The following is a 20984-nucleotide window of genomic DNA, read 5'->3' on the forward strand; positions in this document are numbered from 1 at the left end:
CAGATACTGGTAACACCTTCACCTATAGCCTAGTTACGGGAACAGGTTCTATCGATAATAGTTCCTTCACCATAGATGGTGGTCAACTGAAAACTGCTGCTGCCTTTAATTTTGAAACCAAAAACAGCTACAGCATTAGAGTTCGCAGCACAGATCAAGGTGGACTGTTCTTTGACAAAGAGTTAACCATTAATGTTACCAATGTTAATGAAACACCCACGGACCTGACTCTATCAGCTACTAGCATTGCAGAAAATCAAGCAATTGGCACAGTGGTAGGTAACTTCTCTACCACAGACCCAGATACTGGTAACACCTTCACCTATAGCCTAGTTACGGGAACAGGTTCTATCGATAATAGTTCCTTCACCATAGATGGTGGTCAACTGAAAACTGCTGCTGCCTTTAATTTTGAAACCAAGAACAGCTACAGCATTAGAGTTCGTAGCACGGACCAAGGTGGACTGTCTTTTGAGAAACAGTTAACCATTAATGTTACCAATGTTAATGAAGCACCTAGCTTTGCTAATACCACTGCTACCTTCTCCACAGCGGAAAACAGAACTACTGTAGGAATCATCACTGCTACCGACCCAGATGCAGGCGACACCCTTACCTACAATCTCTCCGGTGCAGATGTGGCCAAGTTCAACATTGATAATACAACCCGGTCACTGACTTTTAAAACTGCTCCTGATTTTGAAGCGCCAGGTAGTGTAGCAGGAACTAACACCTACAGTGTGACCGTTATCGCCACCGATGGAGGGGGCCTAACTGCTACCCAAGCAGTTACTGTTAACGTCACCGATGTGGATGATACCCCTCCTGATGCTCCCCAAATTATCAATTTCATAGATAACGTGGCGCCAGTTACAGGAACCTTTGGCAACGGTACTACCACAGATGATCTCACCCCGACCCTGAATATCAAAGCGGAAGCAGGCAGTTCCGTACGGATGTTCCGTAATGGTCTTACCTATGGTGATGCTACTGCTGCCAACACTCCTGGGGATTATACCTTCACCACTGCTAACCTAGCTCCAGGAACTTACGATTTCACTGCCCGTGCTACGGATGCTGCGGGTAATGTCAGCTCTCTTTCCAACCCATTTACTCTGACTGTTGGTCTGCCTGGCTATCAGCGGTATAACTTTACTTACCGCTACGGTAATGGCGATAGCTATAGTGGTTATGTGTATGCTCCAGTGGGAACCTACACCCAGGGTCAAAACATACCTGTTTCCAATCGGAATGAAACTGGTCAAACAGGATCCTACACCATTGACTCTTTTGGAGAAATTACCACTAACATTTCCTTTAACAACCTGGTTTACCTTACCAGCTACAATGACGCTGATACAGGATTTGGACCAACAACTAATATATGGCCGCCACAGGGTACAGTTAGTGGTTTCTCTGGTTTGGGTTCAGAATATGGTTTTGCATACGATGCTAACTTTTTCAGCTCTGACCCTTATTTTAGCAACTTCTTTGAAGCCGATATAAGAAGTAATAATGTCTTCTTTGAATTTACTTATTATTATGGCGAAGACACAAATAATGACTATTACAAGGGCTATGGCTATGCCAGTCGAGATTACATTAACGCTCCAGGGCGATACCTTGCTATAAATTCAAAACCCAATGATACGGGTAAGACTGGTTATTATCAAGTCACTTCTGTTCAGAATAGCTTCGATTTTGGTTTAAGGAACATTAACACTTATATTTGGGTTAATGAGTATTTTGATATTCAAACTGACCAAGATGGAATTGGCACAGGGGGCTATGGAAAAGCCAATTATATTTGGTCCTATGGTGGTAACAGGGGTTTAGGTAGCGAAGAAGGCTATGCCTATAATTTAGGATTTGAGGGTGGTGATAATCAGTTTAATCATATCAATTCCGCAGATATTGCCACCACCAAGACTTTTCTTTCTATTCGTAACCCAGGGAATGCATGGCTGCAAACTCGTTTTGAAGGCAATCAAGGAACCCCCACAAACTACACCTTTGAAGTTGTCCGCCAGGGTAACCTGAATTCAGCCCTGAGTGTCAACTGGAATACTCAAAGCTTCTTCTTCCCGAATGCTGATGCTAACGATTTTGTCGGTAGCACACTCCCTTCAGGAACGGTTAATTTTGCACCGGGGCAATCCACTGCTCCTTTGACTATCAGCGTTCAAGGGGATAATACCATTGAATTTGCAGAATGGTTTCAAGCTGTTATTAACAACCCAGATCCTGCATCGATCTCGCTTTCACAAAATTATGCCCTGGCACGGATCTTAAATGATGATGGTCTATTCTGGGGTTGGGGTTTTGGAGATCCTCACTTGGTAACCCTAGATGGACTGGCCTATGACTTTATGGCAGTGGGCGAATTTGTCCTAGTGGAAACAACCCCTGGGTCCGATAACCCCTTCCAGGTGCAAGTCCGCTATGAACCGTATCCTGGTTCGGAAGTGGTGTCTATTACTACTCGTATGGCTGTTAAACTCGGTGAAAGACGGATTGAGTTGCAGCTAGGGTCAGACCAGCTCTTGGTGGATGGAGTAATTGTATCCATTGACCCTGCAGATATAAATGGCGATGGTAATATTGACCCTGCAGAGGGAGGTGTGGATATAAATGGTGATGGTAATTTTGATATACAGCGGAGGGCAATTACTAATGGCAACGAATACACCATTACCCTAAACGATTTAGGAGAGCAGGTTAGAGTAGAGATTTACGATGCCTTTATGGATGTAAATGTCTTAGTTGCTGAAAGTCCTACAGGTAGTACTCGAGGATTTAGAGGATTACTGGGCAATCGGAACAACGATAGGACAGATGATCTAACCGGGCGAGATGGCACCCTCTATTCTCAGCCAGTCAGTTTTGAGAATCTTTATGGAGCCTTTGCCAATAGTTGGCGGTTAGATGCGGTAGGTACAAACAATGGTAAGGATTCCCTTTTCTCCTATGGTGTGGGAGAAAGATTTGGCGGTTTTGACCGCAGTAATTTCCCTCAAGGCGTTATTGACCTGAACCAAGTTCCTGCAGATTTATTAACAGCAGCACGCACTGCTGCTGCAGGAATTACCGATCCTGTATTACGGGATGCAGCCATTTATGATTACCTCTTAACGGGAGAAAGATCTTTTATTCAAGGTGCGCAGGCGTCTCCAGATGAACCTGAAGGGAAGACTGCTCCAGCAGAAGCTCCAGTTATTACTTCCGTTGGTGTAGGGGCTACTCCATTATCTATTACAGAAGGAAACAGCGCTTCACAAGATGTTACCTTCCGGGTATGGCGCACCAACCCCAGCGGTAATCTCACAGTGGACTACAGATTGGAGGGGTCCATTAATGCTGGTGATTTATCTCCTGGTACTCCATTGTCTGGTTTAATCAACTTTGCAGATGGGGAAACGGAAAAGCTGGTGAAGGTCACCGTATTAGGAGACACTCTCATTGAAACTGATGAACAGTTAGTAATGAGGATAGAGACTCCTAATATAGGCTCAGTAATGGTAGCAGCGGGACAAGCAGCAACAACTATTATTAGTGATGACTTGCCACCAGTAACCATTGGAGTCATTGCTGGAAATGACATTTTGAATGCAGCCGAAAAAGCAGCGGGTGCTGTTATTACGGGAACTGCAACCGGACTAGCTCAGGTACAAGTCACCATTGCTGGACAAAGGAAAACAGTAAACGTCAATGGTGGAAACTGGACTGCTAATTTTACACCCCAGGAGTTGCCAGGAGATGGTTCATACAGTGTTGAGGCCATTGGCATTGCTCAGTCCGGATCCCAAACCATCCCAGCTTCTCGTACTCTGTTATTAGATACCACCCCACCCAACGCCCCTGTCATTAATCCGGTTACAGGTGACGATATCATCAACCCTCCAGAAAGATCAAGTGGCATTACCATTACAGGAACTGCAGAGGCCAACTCCCGAGTTCGATTGACCTTTGGTAATGTGACACGCACGGTCACCGCTATTAATGGCCAGTGGTCAGTGAATATTAGCGCGGGTGAATTACCTAGTGAAGGAATACTTTCTTTACTGGCAACTGCCACAGATACTGCTGGTAATACCAGTGCAGCGATCGCACGGGAAGTGAGACTTAATAGGGCTCCCAGCTTTGCCAATACCACTGCTACGTTCTCCACTGCAGAAAACAGCACTACTGCGGGAATAATTACTGCTGCTACCGATCCAGATGCGGGAGATACCCTCATTTATATCCTTTCTGGAGCAGATGGGGACAAGTTTAACATAGACTCTTCTACCCGCTTACTCAGCTTTAAAACTGCCCCTAACTTTGAAGCGCCAGGTAGTGCAGCAGGAACTAATGCTTATAGTGTGACCGTCACCGCCACTGATCGTGGGGGGCTAACTGCCACCCAAGCAGTTACCGTTAACGTCACCGATGTGGTGGAAATTGGCAACCCACCAGTGATAACCAGTGGATCCACTTTCTCCATCGCGGAAAACAGCACCACAGTGGCAACTATTATCGCCACCGATGTAGAAAGTAGCACCCTTAATTACAGCATTAGCGGGGGAGTAGACCAGAACTTGTTCGCCATCGACCCCACTACGGGAGTTCTGAGATTTGTTACTGCTCCTAACTTTGAAGCCCCGACAGATGTAGGAGCTGATAATCGCTACAACCTGCAGATCCAAGTCAAAGATAGTGATAATAACACGGTTACCAAGGACTTGATTATCACTGTTACCGACGTTAATGAAGCGCCCAGCTTTAATACTCCTACTGCTACCTTCTCCACAGGGGAAAACACGATTCTTGTGGGCAGTGTAGTCGCCACCGATCCAGATAGGGGAGATACCCTCACCTACACCCTTTCCGGTGCAGATGCAGGCAAGTTCGATATTGATTCTACCACCCAGTTTTTAAGCTTCAAGACTGCTCCCAATTTTGAAGCACCAGGCAGTGCAGCAGGGAACAACACCTACAACGTGACCGTTACCGCTAGGGATGGTGCTGGCTTAACCACTAACCAAGCAGTTACCATTAGTGTCACCAATGTTAATGAAGCACCCAGCTTTGCTAATCCCACTGCCACTTTCCCTGTAGCGGAGAATAGCACTAACGTAGGAACCATCGCTCCTGCTACCGACCCAGATGGTGGGGATATTCTTAACTACACCCTATCGGGAACAGACGCAACCAAGTTTAATTTTAATACCATTACTCGCGCCCTTAGCTTTAAAACTCCCCCTGATTTTGAAGCGCCAGGTAGCAACACCTACAGTCTGACCATTACCGCCACCGATGTTAGAGGTTTAAACGCTACCCAGACAGTTACCGTTAATGTCACCAACGTTAATGAAGCACCCACCTTCGCTAATCCTACTGCCACTTTCCCTGTAGCGGAGAATAGCACTACTGTAGGAACCATCGATCCTGCTACCGACCCAGATGCGGGGGATACCCTCACCTATACCCTTTCTGGAGCAGATGCAGGCAAGTTTAATATAGACTCCTCAACCCGCTTACTCAGCTTTAAAACTCCCCCCAACTTTGAAGTACCAGGTAGTGCAGCGAGAAGCAATACTTACAGTGTGACCGTTACCGCCACCGATGTTAGAGGTTTAAACGCTACCCAAGCAGTTACTGTTAACGTCACCGATGTCCCAGAAGTTGGCAATCCACCGGTGATAACTAGTAGCTCCACCTTCTTCGTGGCAGAAAACAGCACGGCAGTGGGAAATATTATCGCCACTGATGCGGATGGTAATACCTTGACCTACAGCATTAACGGGGGAGCAGACCGGAGTTTGTTCAACATCAATAGCACTACGGGAGCTTTGAGCTTTGTTACCGCTCCTAACTTTGAAGCCCCAACCGATGTGGGAGCTGATAATCGCTACAACCTGCAAATCCAAGTTACGGACGGTAATAATCCAGTTACCCAGGATCTGATTATCGATGTCACCAACGTTAATGAAGCACCCACAGACCTGACTTTATCAGCCACCACTATTGAGGAAAACCAAGCAAGTGGCACAGTGGTGGGTAACTTCTCTACCACAGACCCGGATGCTGGCAACACCTTTACCTATAGTCTAGTTACGGGAACAGGTGCTACCGATAACAGTTTCTTTACCATAGATGGTGGTCAACTAAAAACTGCTGCTGCCTTTAACTTTGAAACCAAGAACAGCTACAGCATTAGAGTTCGGAGCACCGACCAAGGTGGACTGTTCTTTGAGAAACAGCTGACTATTGGTGTTAATGATGTTAATGAACCACCTGTTTTCTCTGCTGTCTCCTTCCCTGTTCGTGAAAATAGTAAATTAGTTGGTAGAATCAGTGTTCAAAATCCGGAACCGGAAGACGTTATTACCTTTGCCCTAGCAGGAGTTGATGCTAAATTGCTGTCCATTGATTCCCAAGGTAACTTGACGTTTAATAAAGCACCAGACTTTGAAAAACCCGAGGATGAGGATAAGAATAATATTTACCAAGTACAAGTCACGGTCGGAGATGGTAAAACCCCTCCCGTAACCCGAGATATCGATATCAAGGTTGAAGATGTCAATGAAGCACCCGCTGCTATTGGTGACTTTTTAGCCATTGTTGGAGATACTAGCGGATCCATTGAACCTTTGAAGAACGATACTGATCCTGATAGCGGTGATAAACTGAAAATTATTGGCGTAACTGACGGTAAACAAGGTAAGGTGGAAATTATTGGCAATCAGCTAAAATACACCCTCTCGGATGCTGCATATATAGGAGATGATGTTTTTAGCTATACTATCTCTGACCAAGGAAATTTAACAGCAACTGCAAACGTCAAGGTTAATGTGACCGGAACAAAAGTTGTAGTAAATTCGGGCGTAATAACAGATGTCCAACCTGGTGACCCCTTAATTCCTTCAGAAGCTGGTTCCCTATCTGGTATTGTTAATAATGTGTCCTTCAATTTCCGTGCTGGCTACAATCCAACTCAAGCAAGGGATATTCTGCAAAGAACTTTAGGTCGCACTGATGCAGCCTTTAATAACCTATTTGGTCTTTATGAAATAGATGATGCCACAGGTACAGTTGATGGCATCGCTCCAGGACAACCTGGCTATGCTAGGGCTGCTTTAAACAGAGCAGTATCTAGTTTTGCAGTACGAGCTGGGGGTTCGGGAAATGGCATAACTGGAAATGTGGTTGTGGGCGGGGATAAATTTTACGCTCCCTTCGTCATTGCCAATGGTGGTAACTTGTTCGGTAGTATGCAGGATGCTATTAACACCTTCTTCCAACTCAATGCTGATAATAGTCGAGCCACCGCTGAAAACTATACCTCTTTCCCAGTTGCTTACTTTAGCTTTGGTGCAGCTAACCCAGATGGTGCAGCTCACATCAAGAGCTTTGGCAATAATATCTTTGGATTCGAAGATTTACCCGCTGGTGTAGGGGTCAATGATTACGACTTCAATGATACGGTCTTCTCCTTTGGTTAATATGTCGATGTTGGGTTTAATATTAAACTCAACCTACAATCAACACCGACAAAACCAGTCGTTTTTTAACCGACTTTGGCTTTCAGACAGGGAATTCATTCCCTGTCTCCCCCACGGACAGTCTCTTGACATTTGCTGTAGACCAAGTCATAATGTTATGGGTTAAATATAAGCAAACTCACCTGTGACAACAGCTTTATCTTGGCAAAAACGAGTCGGTAATCAAAGGGACTGGGTATGGAGAGGTTGGCAAATCCGCTATACTTTTATCCGCCCTGTGAATCACCACCAAACTGCAACTCCTTTAATCTTGCTACATGGCTTTGGTGCTTCTATTGGTCATTGGCGACATAATTTAGAGGTGTTGGGAAAACACCACACGGTTTATGCTCTGGATATGCTGGGTTTTGGCGGTTCTGAAAAGGTTCCCGCTAATTACAGTGTCAATCTGTGGGTGGAGCAACTTTATGATTTTTGGCAGACTTTTATCCATCATCCTGTAATATTAATAGGTAACTCTCTTGGTTCCCTAGTTACCCTAGTAGCAGCAGCAGTTCATCCCGATATGGTTCAGGGTATGGTGATGATGAGTTTACCCGATCCTAATCTGGAACAGGAGGTTTTACCACCTTTTCTTCATCCCCTGGTGAGGGGAATTAAGGGTATATTCGCCTCTCCGCTGTTGCTCAAACCCCTATTCAATTTCATTCGTCAACCAGCTGTGCTCAGACGCTGGGCTGGTCTTGCTTATGCCCACCCCCAAGCTATCACGGATGAGTTAATTGATATTTTGGCAGGACCACCCCAAGATAGAGGTTCTACTCGTGCTTTTATCGCCCTGTTTAAAGCCTCTATTGGTGCAGAATTTAGTCCTAGCGCTAAGACTCTATTACCCAATTTAACCATTCCTATGCTGTTGATTTGGGGAGAAAAGGATAGATTTATCCCACCTAAATTGGCTTCTGAATTTGCTAAATATAATGATAAGTTAGAAGTGTTATATTTACAAGAGGTGGGTCATTGTCCCCATGATGAGTCACCTGAACTGGTTAATCAGGTGATTTTAGGTTGGATTGCACATAATTGCCCTGAGTAATACAAATGTGTTTAATTCACATCTTCATTAAACAACCAGTGGATAAATTTTTTCTAGTTGCTCTTTTTAGTAATTGCCCGATGGTAACTTGAGATCAGGTGAAAAATGAAAAAGCAACTCAGTTTAAAGCAGTGGGGAGACTAACGTGACTTCTGGATTTGATTACGATTTAGTGATTGTTGGCGCAGGTGTGGGCGGACATGGTGCGGCTTTACATGCTGTCCATTATGGTCTGAAAACGGCTATTATTGAAGCAGCTGATATGGGTGGCACTTGTGTTAATAGGGGTTGCATCCCTTCTAAGGCTTTGTTGGCAGCATCGGGAAAAGTGCGCGAATTGCGTGATGCTCACCATCTTCAGTCCCTGGGAATTCAGTTGGGAGGAGTCTCCTTCCAGCGAGATGCGATCGCCCAACATGCCAATAATCTTGTTAGCAAAATACAAGGGGATTTAACTAATAGTCTCAAGCGTTTGGGTGTAGATATTATTAGGGGTTGGGGAAAGTTAGCTGGGCCACAAAAGGTGAGTGTGGTGACAACTGGAAGTGAAAAAATCATCACTGCCCAAAATATTATTCTTTCTCCCGGTTCAGTTCCCTTTGTCCCTCCTGGAATCGAAATAGATGGCAAAACAGTATTTACCAGTGACCAAGGGGTAAAATTAGAGTCTTTACCTGATTGGATTGCCATTATTGGTAGTGGTTACATTGGGTTGGAATTTGCCGATATTTATACGGCTTTAGGTTCTGAGGTAACAATGATTGAAGCCGTGGATATATTAATGCCAGGATTTGATCGGGATATTGCCAAACTAGCAGAAAGGGTATTAATTACCTCTCGTGATATTGAAACTAAGGTAGGTATTTACGCTAAGAAAATTATTCCCGGTTCCCCGGTTGTAATTGAATTGGCAGACTTCCAAACTAAAGAAGATGTGGAAGTGTTAGAGGTAGATGCCTGCTTGGTAGCTACAGGACGTATCCCTGCCACTAAAAATCTGGGTTTAGAAACCGTGGGTGTGGAACTGGATAAACGGAACTTTATTCCTGTCAATGATGGTATGCACATACTTGCTGGTAGTGAAATTGTTCCTAATCTCTATGCGATTGGCGATGCTAATGGTAAAATGATGTTGGCTCACGCTGCTTCCGCTCAGGGAATTATTGCAGTGGAAAATATCCTCGGTAGAAACAAAAAGGTAGATTACCGTAGCATACCCGCTGCTGCATTTACCCATCCAGAAGTTAGTTATGTGGGTCTCACAGAAACAGCAGCTCAAGAATTAGGTTTGGCTCAAGGTTTTGAAATTGGCACTACTAAAAGCTACTTTAAAGGTAACTCTAAAGCTTTAGCAGAAAACGAAGCAGATGGTATAGCCAAGGTGATTTATCGTCAAGACACTGGGGAAGTATTAGGCGTACACATTTTCGGTGTACACGCTTCCGATCTGATTCATGAAGCATCCTCCGCTGTAGCTTATCGTCACTCTGTTAAAGACCTAGCCTATCTAGTTCATGCCCATCCCACACTTTCAGAAGTTTTGGATGAGGCCTATAAACGAGCGATCGCCAGCTAGAATATCCAACCATAGGGGAGAGGTCAATCCTCCCCTAGGTGTTAAACCCTCTCCTGTTTTAACTTCATGCAAATACGTCGTCGTTCTCCCAGTCCCGCAATAGACGTTTCTATAGTGCGCTACCAAGTCGTTCTAAAGGACGCATCGCCAAATAACATTTTAGAAGAAATAGTTTGGTCAAAAGAGATAGAAGTAGAACAAAGGAGGGACAAGGTACCTCTAAGGGAACTGCAAAAGCAGGTTTTAGTTGCACCTCCAACCCGTGATTTTCTAGCTGCACTGCGCCAAAGTAAAACCAAGCCTGCTCTAATAGCAGAGGTAAAAAAAGCATCTCCCAGCAAAGGGGTATTAAGAAAAGACTTTAACCCTGTGGAAATTGCCCAATCCTATGTAGCAGGGGGTGCAAGTTGTCTTTCGGTGTTGACAGATGGCAAATTTTTTCAAGGTAGTTTTGAGAATCTATCATTGATTCGTAGTGCAGTAGATCTGCCATTACTGTGCAAGGAATTCATTATTTATCCCTATCAAATGTACCTGGCCAGAGTCAATGGTGCGGACGCAATTTTATTGATAGCAGCGATTTTAAGTGATCAAGATTTGCAGTATTTCATCAAGATTGCCAAAAGTTTGAAAATGACCGCATTAATCGAAGTGCATAGTTTAGAAGAACTAGACAGAGTATTAAAACTAGATGGAGTAAATTTAATTGGTATAAATAATCGTAACCTAGAAGATTTTTCCGTTAACTTGCAGACCACCGGTGAACTACTCAAACAGAGAGGAAGTCAAATCCAAGAAAGAAATATTTTAGTAGTTAGCGAGTCAGGAATACACACACCAGAGGACATCAGTATAGTAGAAAAAGCAGGTGCATCAGCAATACTAGTAGGCGAGTCCCTAGTCAAACAACCAGATCCGGAATTAGCAATTAAGCAACTTTTTGGAAAGTAAAGAATTATTTAGATATAATCAACCAATGATATGATTGAGAGTTCGTGGAAAATCAAAAACCTAGTAGTGTTAGTGTTATAAACAATTAAGGTAGAAATAATGGAAAACAAATTAATGTTGATGATTCCTGGACCAACTCCAGTACCAGAAGCAGCTTTACTAGCATTAGCCAAACATCCCATTGGTCATCGAACCGGGGAGTTTAGCAACATGATGGGTGAGGTCACAGAAAACCTAAAATGGTTACATCAAACCACTAATGATGTATTAATGCTTAATGTTAGTGGTACAGGAGCAGTAGAAGCAGGAATCATTAACTTTCTCTCCCCAGGCGATCGCATATTAGTGGGTAATAACGGCAAATTTGGGGAACGTTGGGTAGAAGTAGGAGAAGCATTTGGTTTAAACGTAGAAGTAGTAACTGCTGAGTGGGGAAAACCCCTAGACCCAAGCAAATTTGGGGAAATATTAGCAGCAGACAGCAAAAAGGAAATTAAAGCTGTAGTTATCACCCATAGCGAAACCTCCACAGGGGTGATCAATGATTTAGCAGCGATTAACAGCCATGTAAAAGCACACGGTGAGGCATTAATTATAGTTGATGCAGTTACCAGTTTGGGAGCATATAATGTAGCAGTAGACGAACTAGGATTAGACATAGTTGCTTCCGGTTCTCAGAAAGGGTATATGATACCACCGGGTTTAGGATTTGTTTCCGTCAGTGCCAAAGCATGGGAAGCCTATAAAACTGCCAAATTACCGAAATTCTACTTAGACCTAGGCAAATATCGCAAATCCACAGCCAAGAACACCACACCATTTACCCCACCAGTGAATTTAATTGTAGCATTACATACCACCTTGGGGATGATGAAGAGGGAGGGATTAGAATCAATTTTTGCCCGTCACGAGCGGCAAAAAAATGCTACCCGTGCAGCGATGAAAGCATTGAATTTGCCCCTATTTGCACCGGATGAATGGGCCAGTCCCGCGATTACTGCGGTATCAGTACCCGGGATGGAAGCAGATAAAATTCGCTCTTTGATGAAAAAGCGGTTTGACATCGCTTTAGCGGGTGGACAAGATCATTTGACTAACAAGATTTTTCGTATCGGTCATTTGGGATTCGTGAGCGATCGGGATATTCTTAGTTGTGTTTCGGCCCTGGAGGTGGTTCTTGGGGAGCTGGGTTATGAGAACTTTATTCCTGGTGCTGGTGTTGCTGCTGCGGTGAAGGTATTTACCACTATTTAATATATGTGTACTCCCACCATAGTTACCCCAATTTGGTGGGAGAGTTATTATGTACTACTATCCTCTTTGATCTGTTACAGCTTAGGGTGCGGAATGTGGGCTAAAATATTAATAATGTAGGGGTATATTTGACGAAGCAATGCAACGAAAAATTTCATTAAAAAGAGGTATTGATAATACCTCTGTTGAAGCATATTTGGTATATTTGGGACAAAGACACGTTGATGATTATGTAAATGATTGGGTCGAGAAGTTAAGGTTATTTACTCAAGAAGATAAATACTGGGACTGGATGTTTAAATTAAGATATATTGCCAATCAGGCAAATCTTGAAGGTTATGCAGTTGAGTGCGAAAACACAACTCAAGGTTTAATGATAATAGAAACACAAATGCACGGTTCCCGGTTGAATATTGGTAAGAGACTAGTTTATGTTGATGGTATTGCCACTACCCCCACTAACCGAATTGAAATTCAGCGTCCGCCTCAATTCAAAGGTGTTGGTCAAGCACTTTTAAATTTTGCCAGAATTAGAAGTGTTGAGCTTGGGTATGAAGGTAGAGTGGGGTTACATTCTTTACTAAGGTCTGTAGGATTTTATGAAAAACAAAATATGTTTAACTGCGGACCTGATGAAGAATACGATAATCTAGTTTATTTTGAGTATGGGGCATTAAGACGGAGATAAGGTAACAATTTATGAATCATCAACAGCAAAATAATAATTTTCAGGTGAATGAGCCAGTAACAACCCAAGAAGCCATAGATTTACTTTTGGGTGAAGGATGGCTCGATGAGGCTACTCGTATCGAAGATGAAGCCAATTGCACTATTAGTGCTGGTTTAGATTGGGGAAATGTACTACCACCTTTAATGCTTAACCTTCCTTTATTTAGTCGCTTATCAACGCTGCGTGTATCACTTAACCGTGAAATCAGGCTAATAATTGAAACATGGGATTTAGGTGTAGGTACTTCTTCAGCAATAGAGACTGCAAGGAGACGCATTAAAGAAAGGTTGCTATCTCCTCCACCTGAGCTATTACCTTACTTAGAAGCCACCTTGTTGCAAGATAATTTATACTCGGAAGAGTTTATATCTAACCGCGAAGCTCTTAAATCGCTACTTGCAGTACTTCTTACTGATTCTGATAGAGCAGAAATTGCAGAGACAGCTGCTAATTCAATACGCGCACAAGTTATGTCTTTTGAAATTCAGAAACAAAAATGGTAGAGCAGTTGAGAAAACCTTGTATCCAACTGGGTTAATCCCTCTGCTCCCCAGATGTGAGAAATATGCTATTGAATGCGTCATTCCATTGATTACTGGGGTATCAGTACTGCCAATGGAATCAGAATCTCTTTTGTATTTAAAAACTACAGACCCTGACGGTAGCCCACACTAAACCCGTAAGCATTTGAAGAACCCACTTTGAGTTCCAGGTCATCCTTGTTTGAGGTGTAACCACTCAAACCTAAATATTTAAATTCAGCAAAAACATTACCCTTCTTAACAACTTCATACTGGGCGCCTAGCTTTGCTTGATAGGCAAAGGATGTACCATTATCTACAGACACTGGGTTATTTCCGATAGGTTCATTACTAATAAAGCCCAGGCCTATTCCCGCACCAACGTAGGGACTAAATTTGGAACTGCTGAAATGATAGTAGGCATTAAGTAAGGCGGTTGTTACATTTAAATTCCCAGTTACTGAAGTAGGTCTAGTATCACTGGTAGCTACTGTTACTGTTCTTGTCTGGAGATCTAGCTTTCCAGGAACTGGTTTGGATACATCAAGCCCAAAGGAACTACTACCAATTTCTAATTCAGCACGGACATTGTCCCATTGGTAACCACCAGCTATGTTCCACTGGTTGCCAGAATATAACCCAAGGTTATTTTCACTTTCATTTAGTATTCTCGCATTTTGTAAAAGTCTAATAGTGGCTGCATCCGTAGCTTTTCCTTTAGCATTTACATCTCCAGGGAAAGCACGACCAACACTTGCACCGAGATAGAAATAATTACTAGCAGGCAATTGGGAGTTATCGCCACCGGTATACAAAGGAGCAGAACCTGTTGTAGGAGATGTTGTCGTAAAACCGGGGTCAGAAGTTTGAGCCAACAAATTAGACGAGTCCTGATTATCAGTGCTGACTCCCATTAAGTCAGCAGCTTTAGTCGAAACTTCCTCAGCTTTAACCGATGTCGCAAAAGCCAAACTAGCGAGTACCGCAGGAAACCAGAAGAATGAGTAAATTTTCATATTTCAGATGGAGTGTAATTTTTACTTGGAGTAAACAAACACACCGTAATTGATTATCACATTTTATTTCATCTATCTTTAGATAGATATTTGGTCTCAGACATTAAAATGATGTAACTAAATTTAACCAGGTCTAATCCATAACAAAAATAACTTAATAGGTAAATAAATCTTGCGTAAATATATTGAGTTTAGTAATGACCTAAGTCTTAGTTGATTTGTACTTACAAAATAAGATACTTTATATATAATCAGTATTTAGACTCAAAGCCACAATTGGCATAGTTATATATCAATTTTTTAGTATATTAAAATACAGTAAATATAAATATATTTTTATGACAATTAAAAAGCACAATCTTTACTGAGATGTAAAAAAAGCATCTAAATTAATGATGAAATATTCAGGGAGACAGGGAATAAATTCCCTGTCTGAAAGCGCAAGTCGGTTTTCAATCGACTAGTTTTTTCGGTTGGGTTGAGGAACGAAACCCAACAACCCTAATGTCCATACCAATCATTACGCAAAGCGATCGCATTTGCTATCTTTTGAGCTACCATTGCACTTGAAGGGACTTTAATCCGAAATAAGATAATAGTAGCAGGTAATTTTAAACAAAAAGCCAATTCTCCAAAATCCTTTAAACCGAAATAGCGTAAACTTTTTCAGATTTTAGCGAAACATTTGCGTAATTCAGACAAGCTTGTATATTCTTTGACGTTGTTTTTAAAAATTGGTTTAGCACAATTATTGGTAGGATGGGTTAGTGGTGGTGTAAGGGATGGGGATGTTGGGTTTCATGCTTCAACCCAACCTACGCTGATTTTCTATTTAGAGGTTCTAGATGGGTTAGTGGTGGTGTAAGGGATGGGGCGGTTGACTTTCTACTCGACTCCCAACAACTCCACATCAAAAATTAGGGTAGCATTGGGTGGAATTACCCCACCTGCACCACGAGATCCATAACCCAGGTCTGGGGGAATAATTAGTTGACGACGACCACCTACTTTCATGGTACTTAGTCCTTCATCCCACCCTTTAATTACTTGTCCAACCCCTAGCTTAAAGCTGAAAGGTTGATTGCGATCGCGTGAACTGTCAAATTTTTGACCATTCTCTAAAGTACCAGTATAATGAACTGCTACTTTTTGTCCCTTTTGGGGTATTAAACCAGTGCCTTCTTGTAATTCAACATATTTAAGACCGGTAGAAGTAGTGACGGTGTTAGTATCAGACATGTTGTTGCTCGCAGTTAAATTTTTATCTTTTTGATTATTTTCTTGGTCTTGGGTTTTGCTTTCTGTAATGATAGCTGTGGGTGTAGTTTCTGTGAGTTTAGCTGTGGTGTCTTGTTTACCACTATTAATTTGTGCTATTACCAAAGCTGCAACACATACTATTATCAATACAGCACTAATAAAAATACCTTTCAAAATAAACCCTCCCTAACGCCAAAATTTATTTTCCAAATCCCGTATTTGACGTTCTAAGCGGTCAATTCTCCCGCGTAATTCGTCAACTTCGGACTGGCGCGGAACTCCAAAATCCTGCATCATGTTCCGCAGTTGTCTTTGAACTTGTCCTTCCCAGTTCCCCTGTTCTGATTTCAATTGGTTAACAATATCATCCATTAATGTCCCCACTTGCTCAGGATTGAGTTTTCCATCCCTGACCAGTTCATCCCCAACCTGTCTAAGTTTATCTGCTACTAGGGAAGTTGTACCTATTCCCACCATCATCAGTTGTTCTAACCAGTTGTTGTTTTCCATATATGTCTTTAGCTTTTAGGGGAAGGAGGCGAACCAGAACGCCCACCTAGCCCTATTATATATCTATATTCATCAAATAATCGGCAATAAGTTAATGGTATATTTGTACTATTACCTATTGCCAATTACTTATGTAGGTGCTTATTAGCCAAGTGCTTCTGCACCACCAACAACTTCCAGGAGTTCTTGGGTAATTGCTGCTTGACGGGCTTTATTGTAAGAAAGAGTGAGGGAGCTAATGAGTTGACCAGCATTATCACTGGCATTGCTCATTGCTGTCATCCTTGCTGCTAGTTCACTAGCCGCCGATTCTTGTAAAGCTCTTAATAACTGATTGCTCAGATATAAAGGTAACAGGGAATCTAAAATTTGTACGGGGTCTTGTTCAAAAATCATATCCCGGGGTAGGGGTGCTACTGTGCTGGTAACTTTTTCCCGCTCTACTTCAAATTTGCCCCCACGAGTAGTTAGTCGGAATATCTCGTCATCGGGGGTTTCCAAACCTTGAGTATCCAAGGGTAACAGGGTTTGGACTACGGGACGGGAACTGACTAAAGAAACAAAACGAGTGTAAACTAATTCGATTCTGTCTACCTTTTCTGATAAAAACAGAGAAAGTAACTCGTCAGCTATATTTGTAGCTTCGGTAGCAGTGGGAATTTGTTCTAGACCGCTGTAGGTGGCATCAATTTTGTAACCCCGTCGTTGGAAGTATTGATTAGCTTTACGACCTACAATAACAAAGGTAACATCCAACCCCTCAGCTTTTAATTCCTTGGCTCGGTTTTCCGCTCGTCGGATGACGTTGGAATTGTAACCACCACATAGCCCTCTATCACCGGAAACTACTAATAAACCTACAGACTTCACTTCCCGTTTTTTTAGTAGAGGTAGATCTACATCCTCAAATTTTAACCGGATCTGTAAACCATATAGTACCTGTGCTAAACGGTCAGCAAAGGGACGGGTGGCAATTACCTGTTCCTGGGCACGACGCACCCGCGCTGCAGCCACTAGCCGCATAGCTTCGGTGATTTTTTTAGTGTTCTTGACCGACTGAATGCGATCGCGTATTGCTTTGAGATTAGCCATAATTTAGTCCTTAGTCATGAGTTCTTGGTTATTGATGATTAGTCTTGGGAATTACCAATCACCAATCACCAATTACCGATTACACTGTGATTACACCGTAGCTAGAAAAGTCTTTTTGTAATCAGCTAAAGCTTCTTTCAGGGCTACTTCTTCCGCTTCTCCTAGGACTTTGCTGGTTTGCACTCCTTGGTAGTAAGAGTTATTACCACTCTTTAAGTAGTCACGGAAACCTTTAACAAAGCTGGTCACCTGGTTAACAGCTATATCATCTAAATAACCGTTAATACCGGCGTAAAGAATAGCGACCTGTTCAGCAACAGAGAGAGGATCATTTTGGGGCTGTTTCAACAGTTCCCGTAAACGTTGTCCTCGTGCTAACTGATCCTGGGTAGTTTTATCTAGGTCAGAAGCAAATTGGGCGAAGGCTTGTAAGTCATCAAACTGTGCCAATTCCAATTTAATCTTACCTGCTACTTTCTTCATTGCTTTAGTTTGGGCAGCGGAACCCACCCGGGATACGGAGATACCCGGATTCACTGCTGGACGAACACCAGAGTTAAACAGGTCAGAAGAAAGGAAAATCTGTCCATCAGTGATAGAAATCACGTTGGTAGGAATGTAAGCAGAAACGTCACCAGCTTGGGTTTCAATGATAGGTAAAGCAGTCATACTACCCTTACCCAATTCATCACTCAATTTTGCTGCTCTTTCTAATAAGCGAGAGTGAATGTAGAACACGTCTCCTGGATATGCTTCTCTTCCGGGTGGACGACGTAACAGCAAGGACATTTGACGATAAGCCTGAGCTTGCTTAGAAAGGTCATCGTAAATCACTAAGGTAGCTTTACCTTGGTACATAAAGTACTCGGCAATAGTAGCACCTGTGTAGGGAGCCAGGAATTGTAAAGTAGCTGGGTCACTGGCATTAGCTGCTACAACTACCGTATATTCTAAAGCGCCTTTTTCCTGTAGGGTTTGAACCACGTTAGCAACTGTGGAAGCCTTTTGACCCACTGCTACATAAACGCAAACCACATCTTCACCTTTTTGGTTAATAATGGTGTCAATAGCAATAGAGGTCTTACCAGTTTGACGGTCACCAATAATTAACTCCCGTTGACCCCGACCAATGGGAATCATGGAATCAATAGCTGTAATACCCGTTTGCATGGGTTCATGTACAGAACGACGGGCAATAATCCCAGGGGCGGGGGACTCAATTAAGCGACTGGTAGTAGCCTTAATTTCACCTTTACCGTCAATTGCTCTGCCTAAAGCATCTACTACCCGACCGATGAGGGCTTCACCCACACCTACTTGGGCAATTTTAGCGGTTGCAGTAACGGTACTACCTTCTTGAATATTTCTGCCTTCACCCATTAGTACGGCGCCCACGTTATCTTCTTCTAAGTTTTGGGCGATACCAACAGTGCCATCTTCAAATTCTAAAAGTTCCCCGGACATGACTTGTTCTAAGCCGTAGATCCGGGCAATACCATCACCAACTTGTAGTACAGTACCAACATTAGCAACCTTGACTTCTTGGTCATATTGCTCGATTTGTTGTTGGATAATGCTGCTGATTTCGTCAGGTTTAATGGAAATGCTCATGTGCCTATTTTCGGTTTTCTTGTGAGACGGCAGAAGTTTTTGGTAATTGCTAATTGGTAATGAGTAATTGGTAACAGATGAAATCTATCCAAATTCCCCATTTTCCCTATTTAACCACTGGTTAAGCGTAGAGAAAGACGACGTAGTTGACCACGTAAGCTGGCATCAACTACTTGGGAACCTACTTTAATCACTACACCACCAATTAAATCGGTGTCGATTTTAGTTTCAATTTCTACTTCCCGAGCTTTGGTAATAGAAATTACCTTTTCTCTTACTGTTTGTAGTTGTTCATCGGTTAGGGGAATGGCAGAACTAACTTCTGCTAAAACCGTTTGGGTTAATTCCCGCAACAGAATGATATACTGCTGTAAAATTGGTTCCAAAAAGGAAATCCGTCTTCTATCAACTAACAGCAAGATGAAATTTCTCAGGTAGGAATTAACACTTTCCCCCAACAGTTGTCTGAGTAGATTCTTTTTGTTTTCTGGTCGAATAAAGGGGTTATCCAAAAAGTTTTGTAGTTCCCCAGAACCAGAAATCAAACTAATCAAAGTCCGCGCATCTGTGCCGAACTCTTCTGTCAAATTGTTGGCTTTAGCCACTGATAACAAAGCCTGTGCATAGGGCTGTGCTACTTCTGCTGTCGCTGCATTACTTTTCATGGTTCCTAACCTCCCAATTGAGCGATGCTACGGTCAATAATTCTTATTTGAGCATCCTCAGCAATGCCAGCTTTGAGTTCTGCTTCGGCTTTTTGTAAAGCTTGAGCTACCACTTTCTGCCGTAATTGAGAAATTACCCGCTCCAGTTCCGCATTTAAATCGGCTGCCCCAGCAGCTTGCATCTTCTCAACGTCAGCAGCAGCTTGGACTAAAATTGCTTCCCCAGCTGCTTTGGCATTGGTTTCCGCATCAGCTTTAATTCTGTTAGCTTCCACCTGGGCTTGTGTTAGTTTTTCCTCAGCTACCTTTAACTGCTTCGCAGCATTTGCAGCTCTTTCCTCTGCACTCTTAATCGCTGTTTCGATGTTTTCTCGACGAGTTTTTAGGGTATTACCCAATACTTTACGTCCAAAAACAAACAGCACAGTAATAATAATGGCAAGGTTAATTAGGTTGGTCTCAAAAATATTAGTATTTAGACCAATACCGCTATGTTCTGCTCCCTCTGCCAATTCACCCGTGACAGCGGTTGCTTCCGCTATCAATAGTAAAAAAGTCCCCATGTTTTTTCATCCACAACTGCGCAGCCAAATTCAAATTTTCTTGTCAGTGGTCATTCTTCAAATTGATGATTTATGACACCATGACATTTCTGTAAGTTAGTTTTGACCTAATTTAGCGTTGGCTTATTAGATCAGCACCTAACAGCTTCTCCAATATTTGGCGACTGAGGGCATCCACTTGCGCTTCTAAAGAAGCTAAAGCTTGTTGTTTTTGCTGCTCAATTTCACTAGCTGCTTTTTCTCTTTGTGCCTGGGCTTCTTGCTGTGCTGCCGCTATTTTTTGAGCCGCTACTTTTTGCGCCTCTGCTTGAGCTTGAGCAATCACTGCTTGCGCTTGTCTTCTTGCACCAGCTAGTTCTTGTTCATACTGAGCCGCCAGTTTTTCCGCCTGGGACAAACGCTGTTGGGCATCCAATTGATTATTCCGGATGTAGTCATTACGTCCATCAATGGCTTGACCCAATGGTTTATAGAGGGTTGCATTCAATATCAGGGCTAAAACTAGAAACTGAATTGCCATCAAGGGCAAAGTCGCGTCTAAGTCAAACAAGCCCCCTTCCTTGGCAACCTCTTCTACTGCCAACAAGGTGATCCAATGTGTCATTGTTGCTTGTTCCTATGTATGGTTATAGTCCTGAGTTATAACTAGAGGATG

Annotated in this window: 17 protein-coding genes; 8 read left to right on the forward strand and 9 right to left on the reverse strand. The window is 42.8% G+C overall.

What is annotated here, in order from left to right:
* The 7 genes from ASL19_RS18435 to ASL19_RS02215 all read left to right on the forward strand — a co-directional run.
* Positions 1 to 7484, forward strand: a 7484-nt coding sequence (locus ASL19_RS18435) for a cadherin domain-containing protein (protein ID WP_235528909.1), incomplete at its 5' end; no start/stop codon positions are given.
* Positions 7485 to 7668: 184 nt separating this feature from the next.
* Entirely contained in the window at positions 7669 to 8580 is a 912-nt protein-coding gene (locus ASL19_RS02190) for an alpha/beta fold hydrolase (RefSeq protein ID WP_057177106.1), read from the forward strand.
* A gap of 145 nt (positions 8581 to 8725) precedes the next feature.
* The gene (lpdA, locus tag ASL19_RS02195) at positions 8726 to 10156 is read left to right on the forward strand and encodes a dihydrolipoyl dehydrogenase (RefSeq protein WP_057177107.1); all 1431 of its coding nucleotides are present in this window, start codon (positions 8726 to 8728) and stop codon (positions 10154 to 10156) included.
* Positions 10157 to 10222: 66 nt separating this feature from the next.
* Positions 10223 to 11107 carry an indole-3-glycerol phosphate synthase TrpC gene (gene trpC, locus ASL19_RS02200; RefSeq protein WP_057177108.1) on the forward strand — a complete coding sequence of 295 codons (885 nt, stop codon included), beginning with the start codon at positions 10223 to 10225 and terminating at the stop codon, positions 11105 to 11107.
* A 99-nt stretch (positions 11108 to 11206) separates the two neighbouring features.
* Positions 11207 to 12361: an alanine--glyoxylate aminotransferase family protein gene (locus tag ASL19_RS02205; RefSeq protein ID WP_057177109.1), complete on the forward strand. Its 1155-nt coding sequence runs from the start codon at positions 11207 to 11209 to the stop codon at positions 12359 to 12361.
* A gap of 139 nt (positions 12362 to 12500) precedes the next feature.
* The gene (locus tag ASL19_RS02210) at positions 12501 to 13049 is read left to right on the forward strand and encodes a GNAT family N-acetyltransferase (protein WP_057177110.1); all 549 of its coding nucleotides are present in this window, start codon (positions 12501 to 12503) and stop codon (positions 13047 to 13049) included.
* Between the two features lie 11 nt (positions 13050 to 13060).
* Entirely contained in the window at positions 13061 to 13594 is a 534-nt protein-coding gene (locus ASL19_RS02215) for a hypothetical protein (protein WP_057177111.1), read from the forward strand.
* A gap of 143 nt (positions 13595 to 13737) precedes the next feature.
* Here ASL19_RS02215 and ASL19_RS02220 read toward each other — a convergent pair whose 3' ends face one another.
* Positions 13738 to 14628 (reverse strand): outer membrane protein, encoded by an 891-nt coding sequence (locus ASL19_RS02220; RefSeq protein WP_057177112.1) that lies wholly within the window; start codon positions 14626 to 14628, stop codon positions 13738 to 13740.
* A gap of 501 nt (positions 14629 to 15129) precedes the next feature.
* On the reverse strand, positions 15130 to 15255 hold the full coding sequence (locus tag ASL19_RS18780) for a hypothetical protein (protein ID WP_255356415.1): 126 nt from the start codon (positions 15253 to 15255) through the stop codon (positions 15130 to 15132).
* Positions 15256 to 15343: 88 nt separating this feature from the next.
* Between ASL19_RS18780 and ASL19_RS18075 the strand changes: the two genes are divergently transcribed.
* On the forward strand, positions 15344 to 15493 hold the full coding sequence (locus ASL19_RS18075; RefSeq protein WP_181407034.1) for a hypothetical protein: 150 nt from the start codon (positions 15344 to 15346) through the stop codon (positions 15491 to 15493).
* Positions 15494 to 15513: 20 nt separating this feature from the next.
* Here the strand turns inward: ASL19_RS18075 and ASL19_RS02225 are convergent, their stop codons facing one another.
* The 7 genes from ASL19_RS02225 to ASL19_RS02255 all read right to left on the reverse strand — a co-directional run bounded on the left by ASL19_RS02225 (position 15514) and on the right by ASL19_RS02255 (position 20933).
* Positions 15514 to 16062 carry an FKBP-type peptidyl-prolyl cis-trans isomerase gene (locus tag ASL19_RS02225; RefSeq protein ID WP_057177113.1) on the reverse strand — a complete coding sequence of 183 codons (549 nt, stop codon included), beginning with the start codon at positions 16060 to 16062 and terminating at the stop codon, positions 15514 to 15516.
* 12 nt (positions 16063 to 16074) lie between these two features.
* Positions 16075 to 16398, reverse strand: a complete 324-nt coding sequence (locus tag ASL19_RS02230) for a phasin family protein (RefSeq protein ID WP_006278184.1) — start codon at positions 16396 to 16398, stop codon at positions 16075 to 16077.
* A gap of 144 nt (positions 16399 to 16542) precedes the next feature.
* Positions 16543 to 17490 (reverse strand): F0F1 ATP synthase subunit gamma, encoded by a 948-nt coding sequence (locus ASL19_RS02235; RefSeq protein WP_006278183.1) that lies wholly within the window; start codon positions 17488 to 17490, stop codon positions 16543 to 16545.
* Between the two features lie 90 nt (positions 17491 to 17580).
* Positions 17581 to 19101: a F0F1 ATP synthase subunit alpha gene (atpA, locus tag ASL19_RS02240; protein WP_057177114.1), complete on the reverse strand. Its 1521-nt coding sequence runs from the start codon at positions 19099 to 19101 to the stop codon at positions 17581 to 17583.
* Between the two features lie 110 nt (positions 19102 to 19211).
* Entirely contained in the window at positions 19212 to 19766 is a 555-nt protein-coding gene (atpH, locus tag ASL19_RS02245; RefSeq protein WP_006278181.1) for an ATP synthase F1 subunit delta, read from the reverse strand.
* A gap of 5 nt (positions 19767 to 19771) precedes the next feature.
* Complete coding sequence (locus ASL19_RS02250; protein ID WP_006278180.1) at positions 19772 to 20329, reverse strand: F0F1 ATP synthase subunit B; 558 nt, start codon at positions 20327 to 20329, stop codon at positions 19772 to 19774.
* Between the two features lie 112 nt (positions 20330 to 20441).
* The gene (locus ASL19_RS02255; protein ID WP_006278179.1) at positions 20442 to 20933 is read right to left on the reverse strand and encodes a F0F1 ATP synthase subunit B'; all 492 of its coding nucleotides are present in this window, start codon (positions 20931 to 20933) and stop codon (positions 20442 to 20444) included.
* Positions 20934 to 20984: the final 51 nt, after the last annotated feature.

Origin of the sequence: Cylindrospermopsis sp. CR12 (genome assembly GCF_001432185.1) — a bacterium.
Lineage (GTDB): Bacteria > Cyanobacteriota > Cyanobacteriia > Cyanobacteriales > Nostocaceae > Raphidiopsis > Raphidiopsis raciborskii.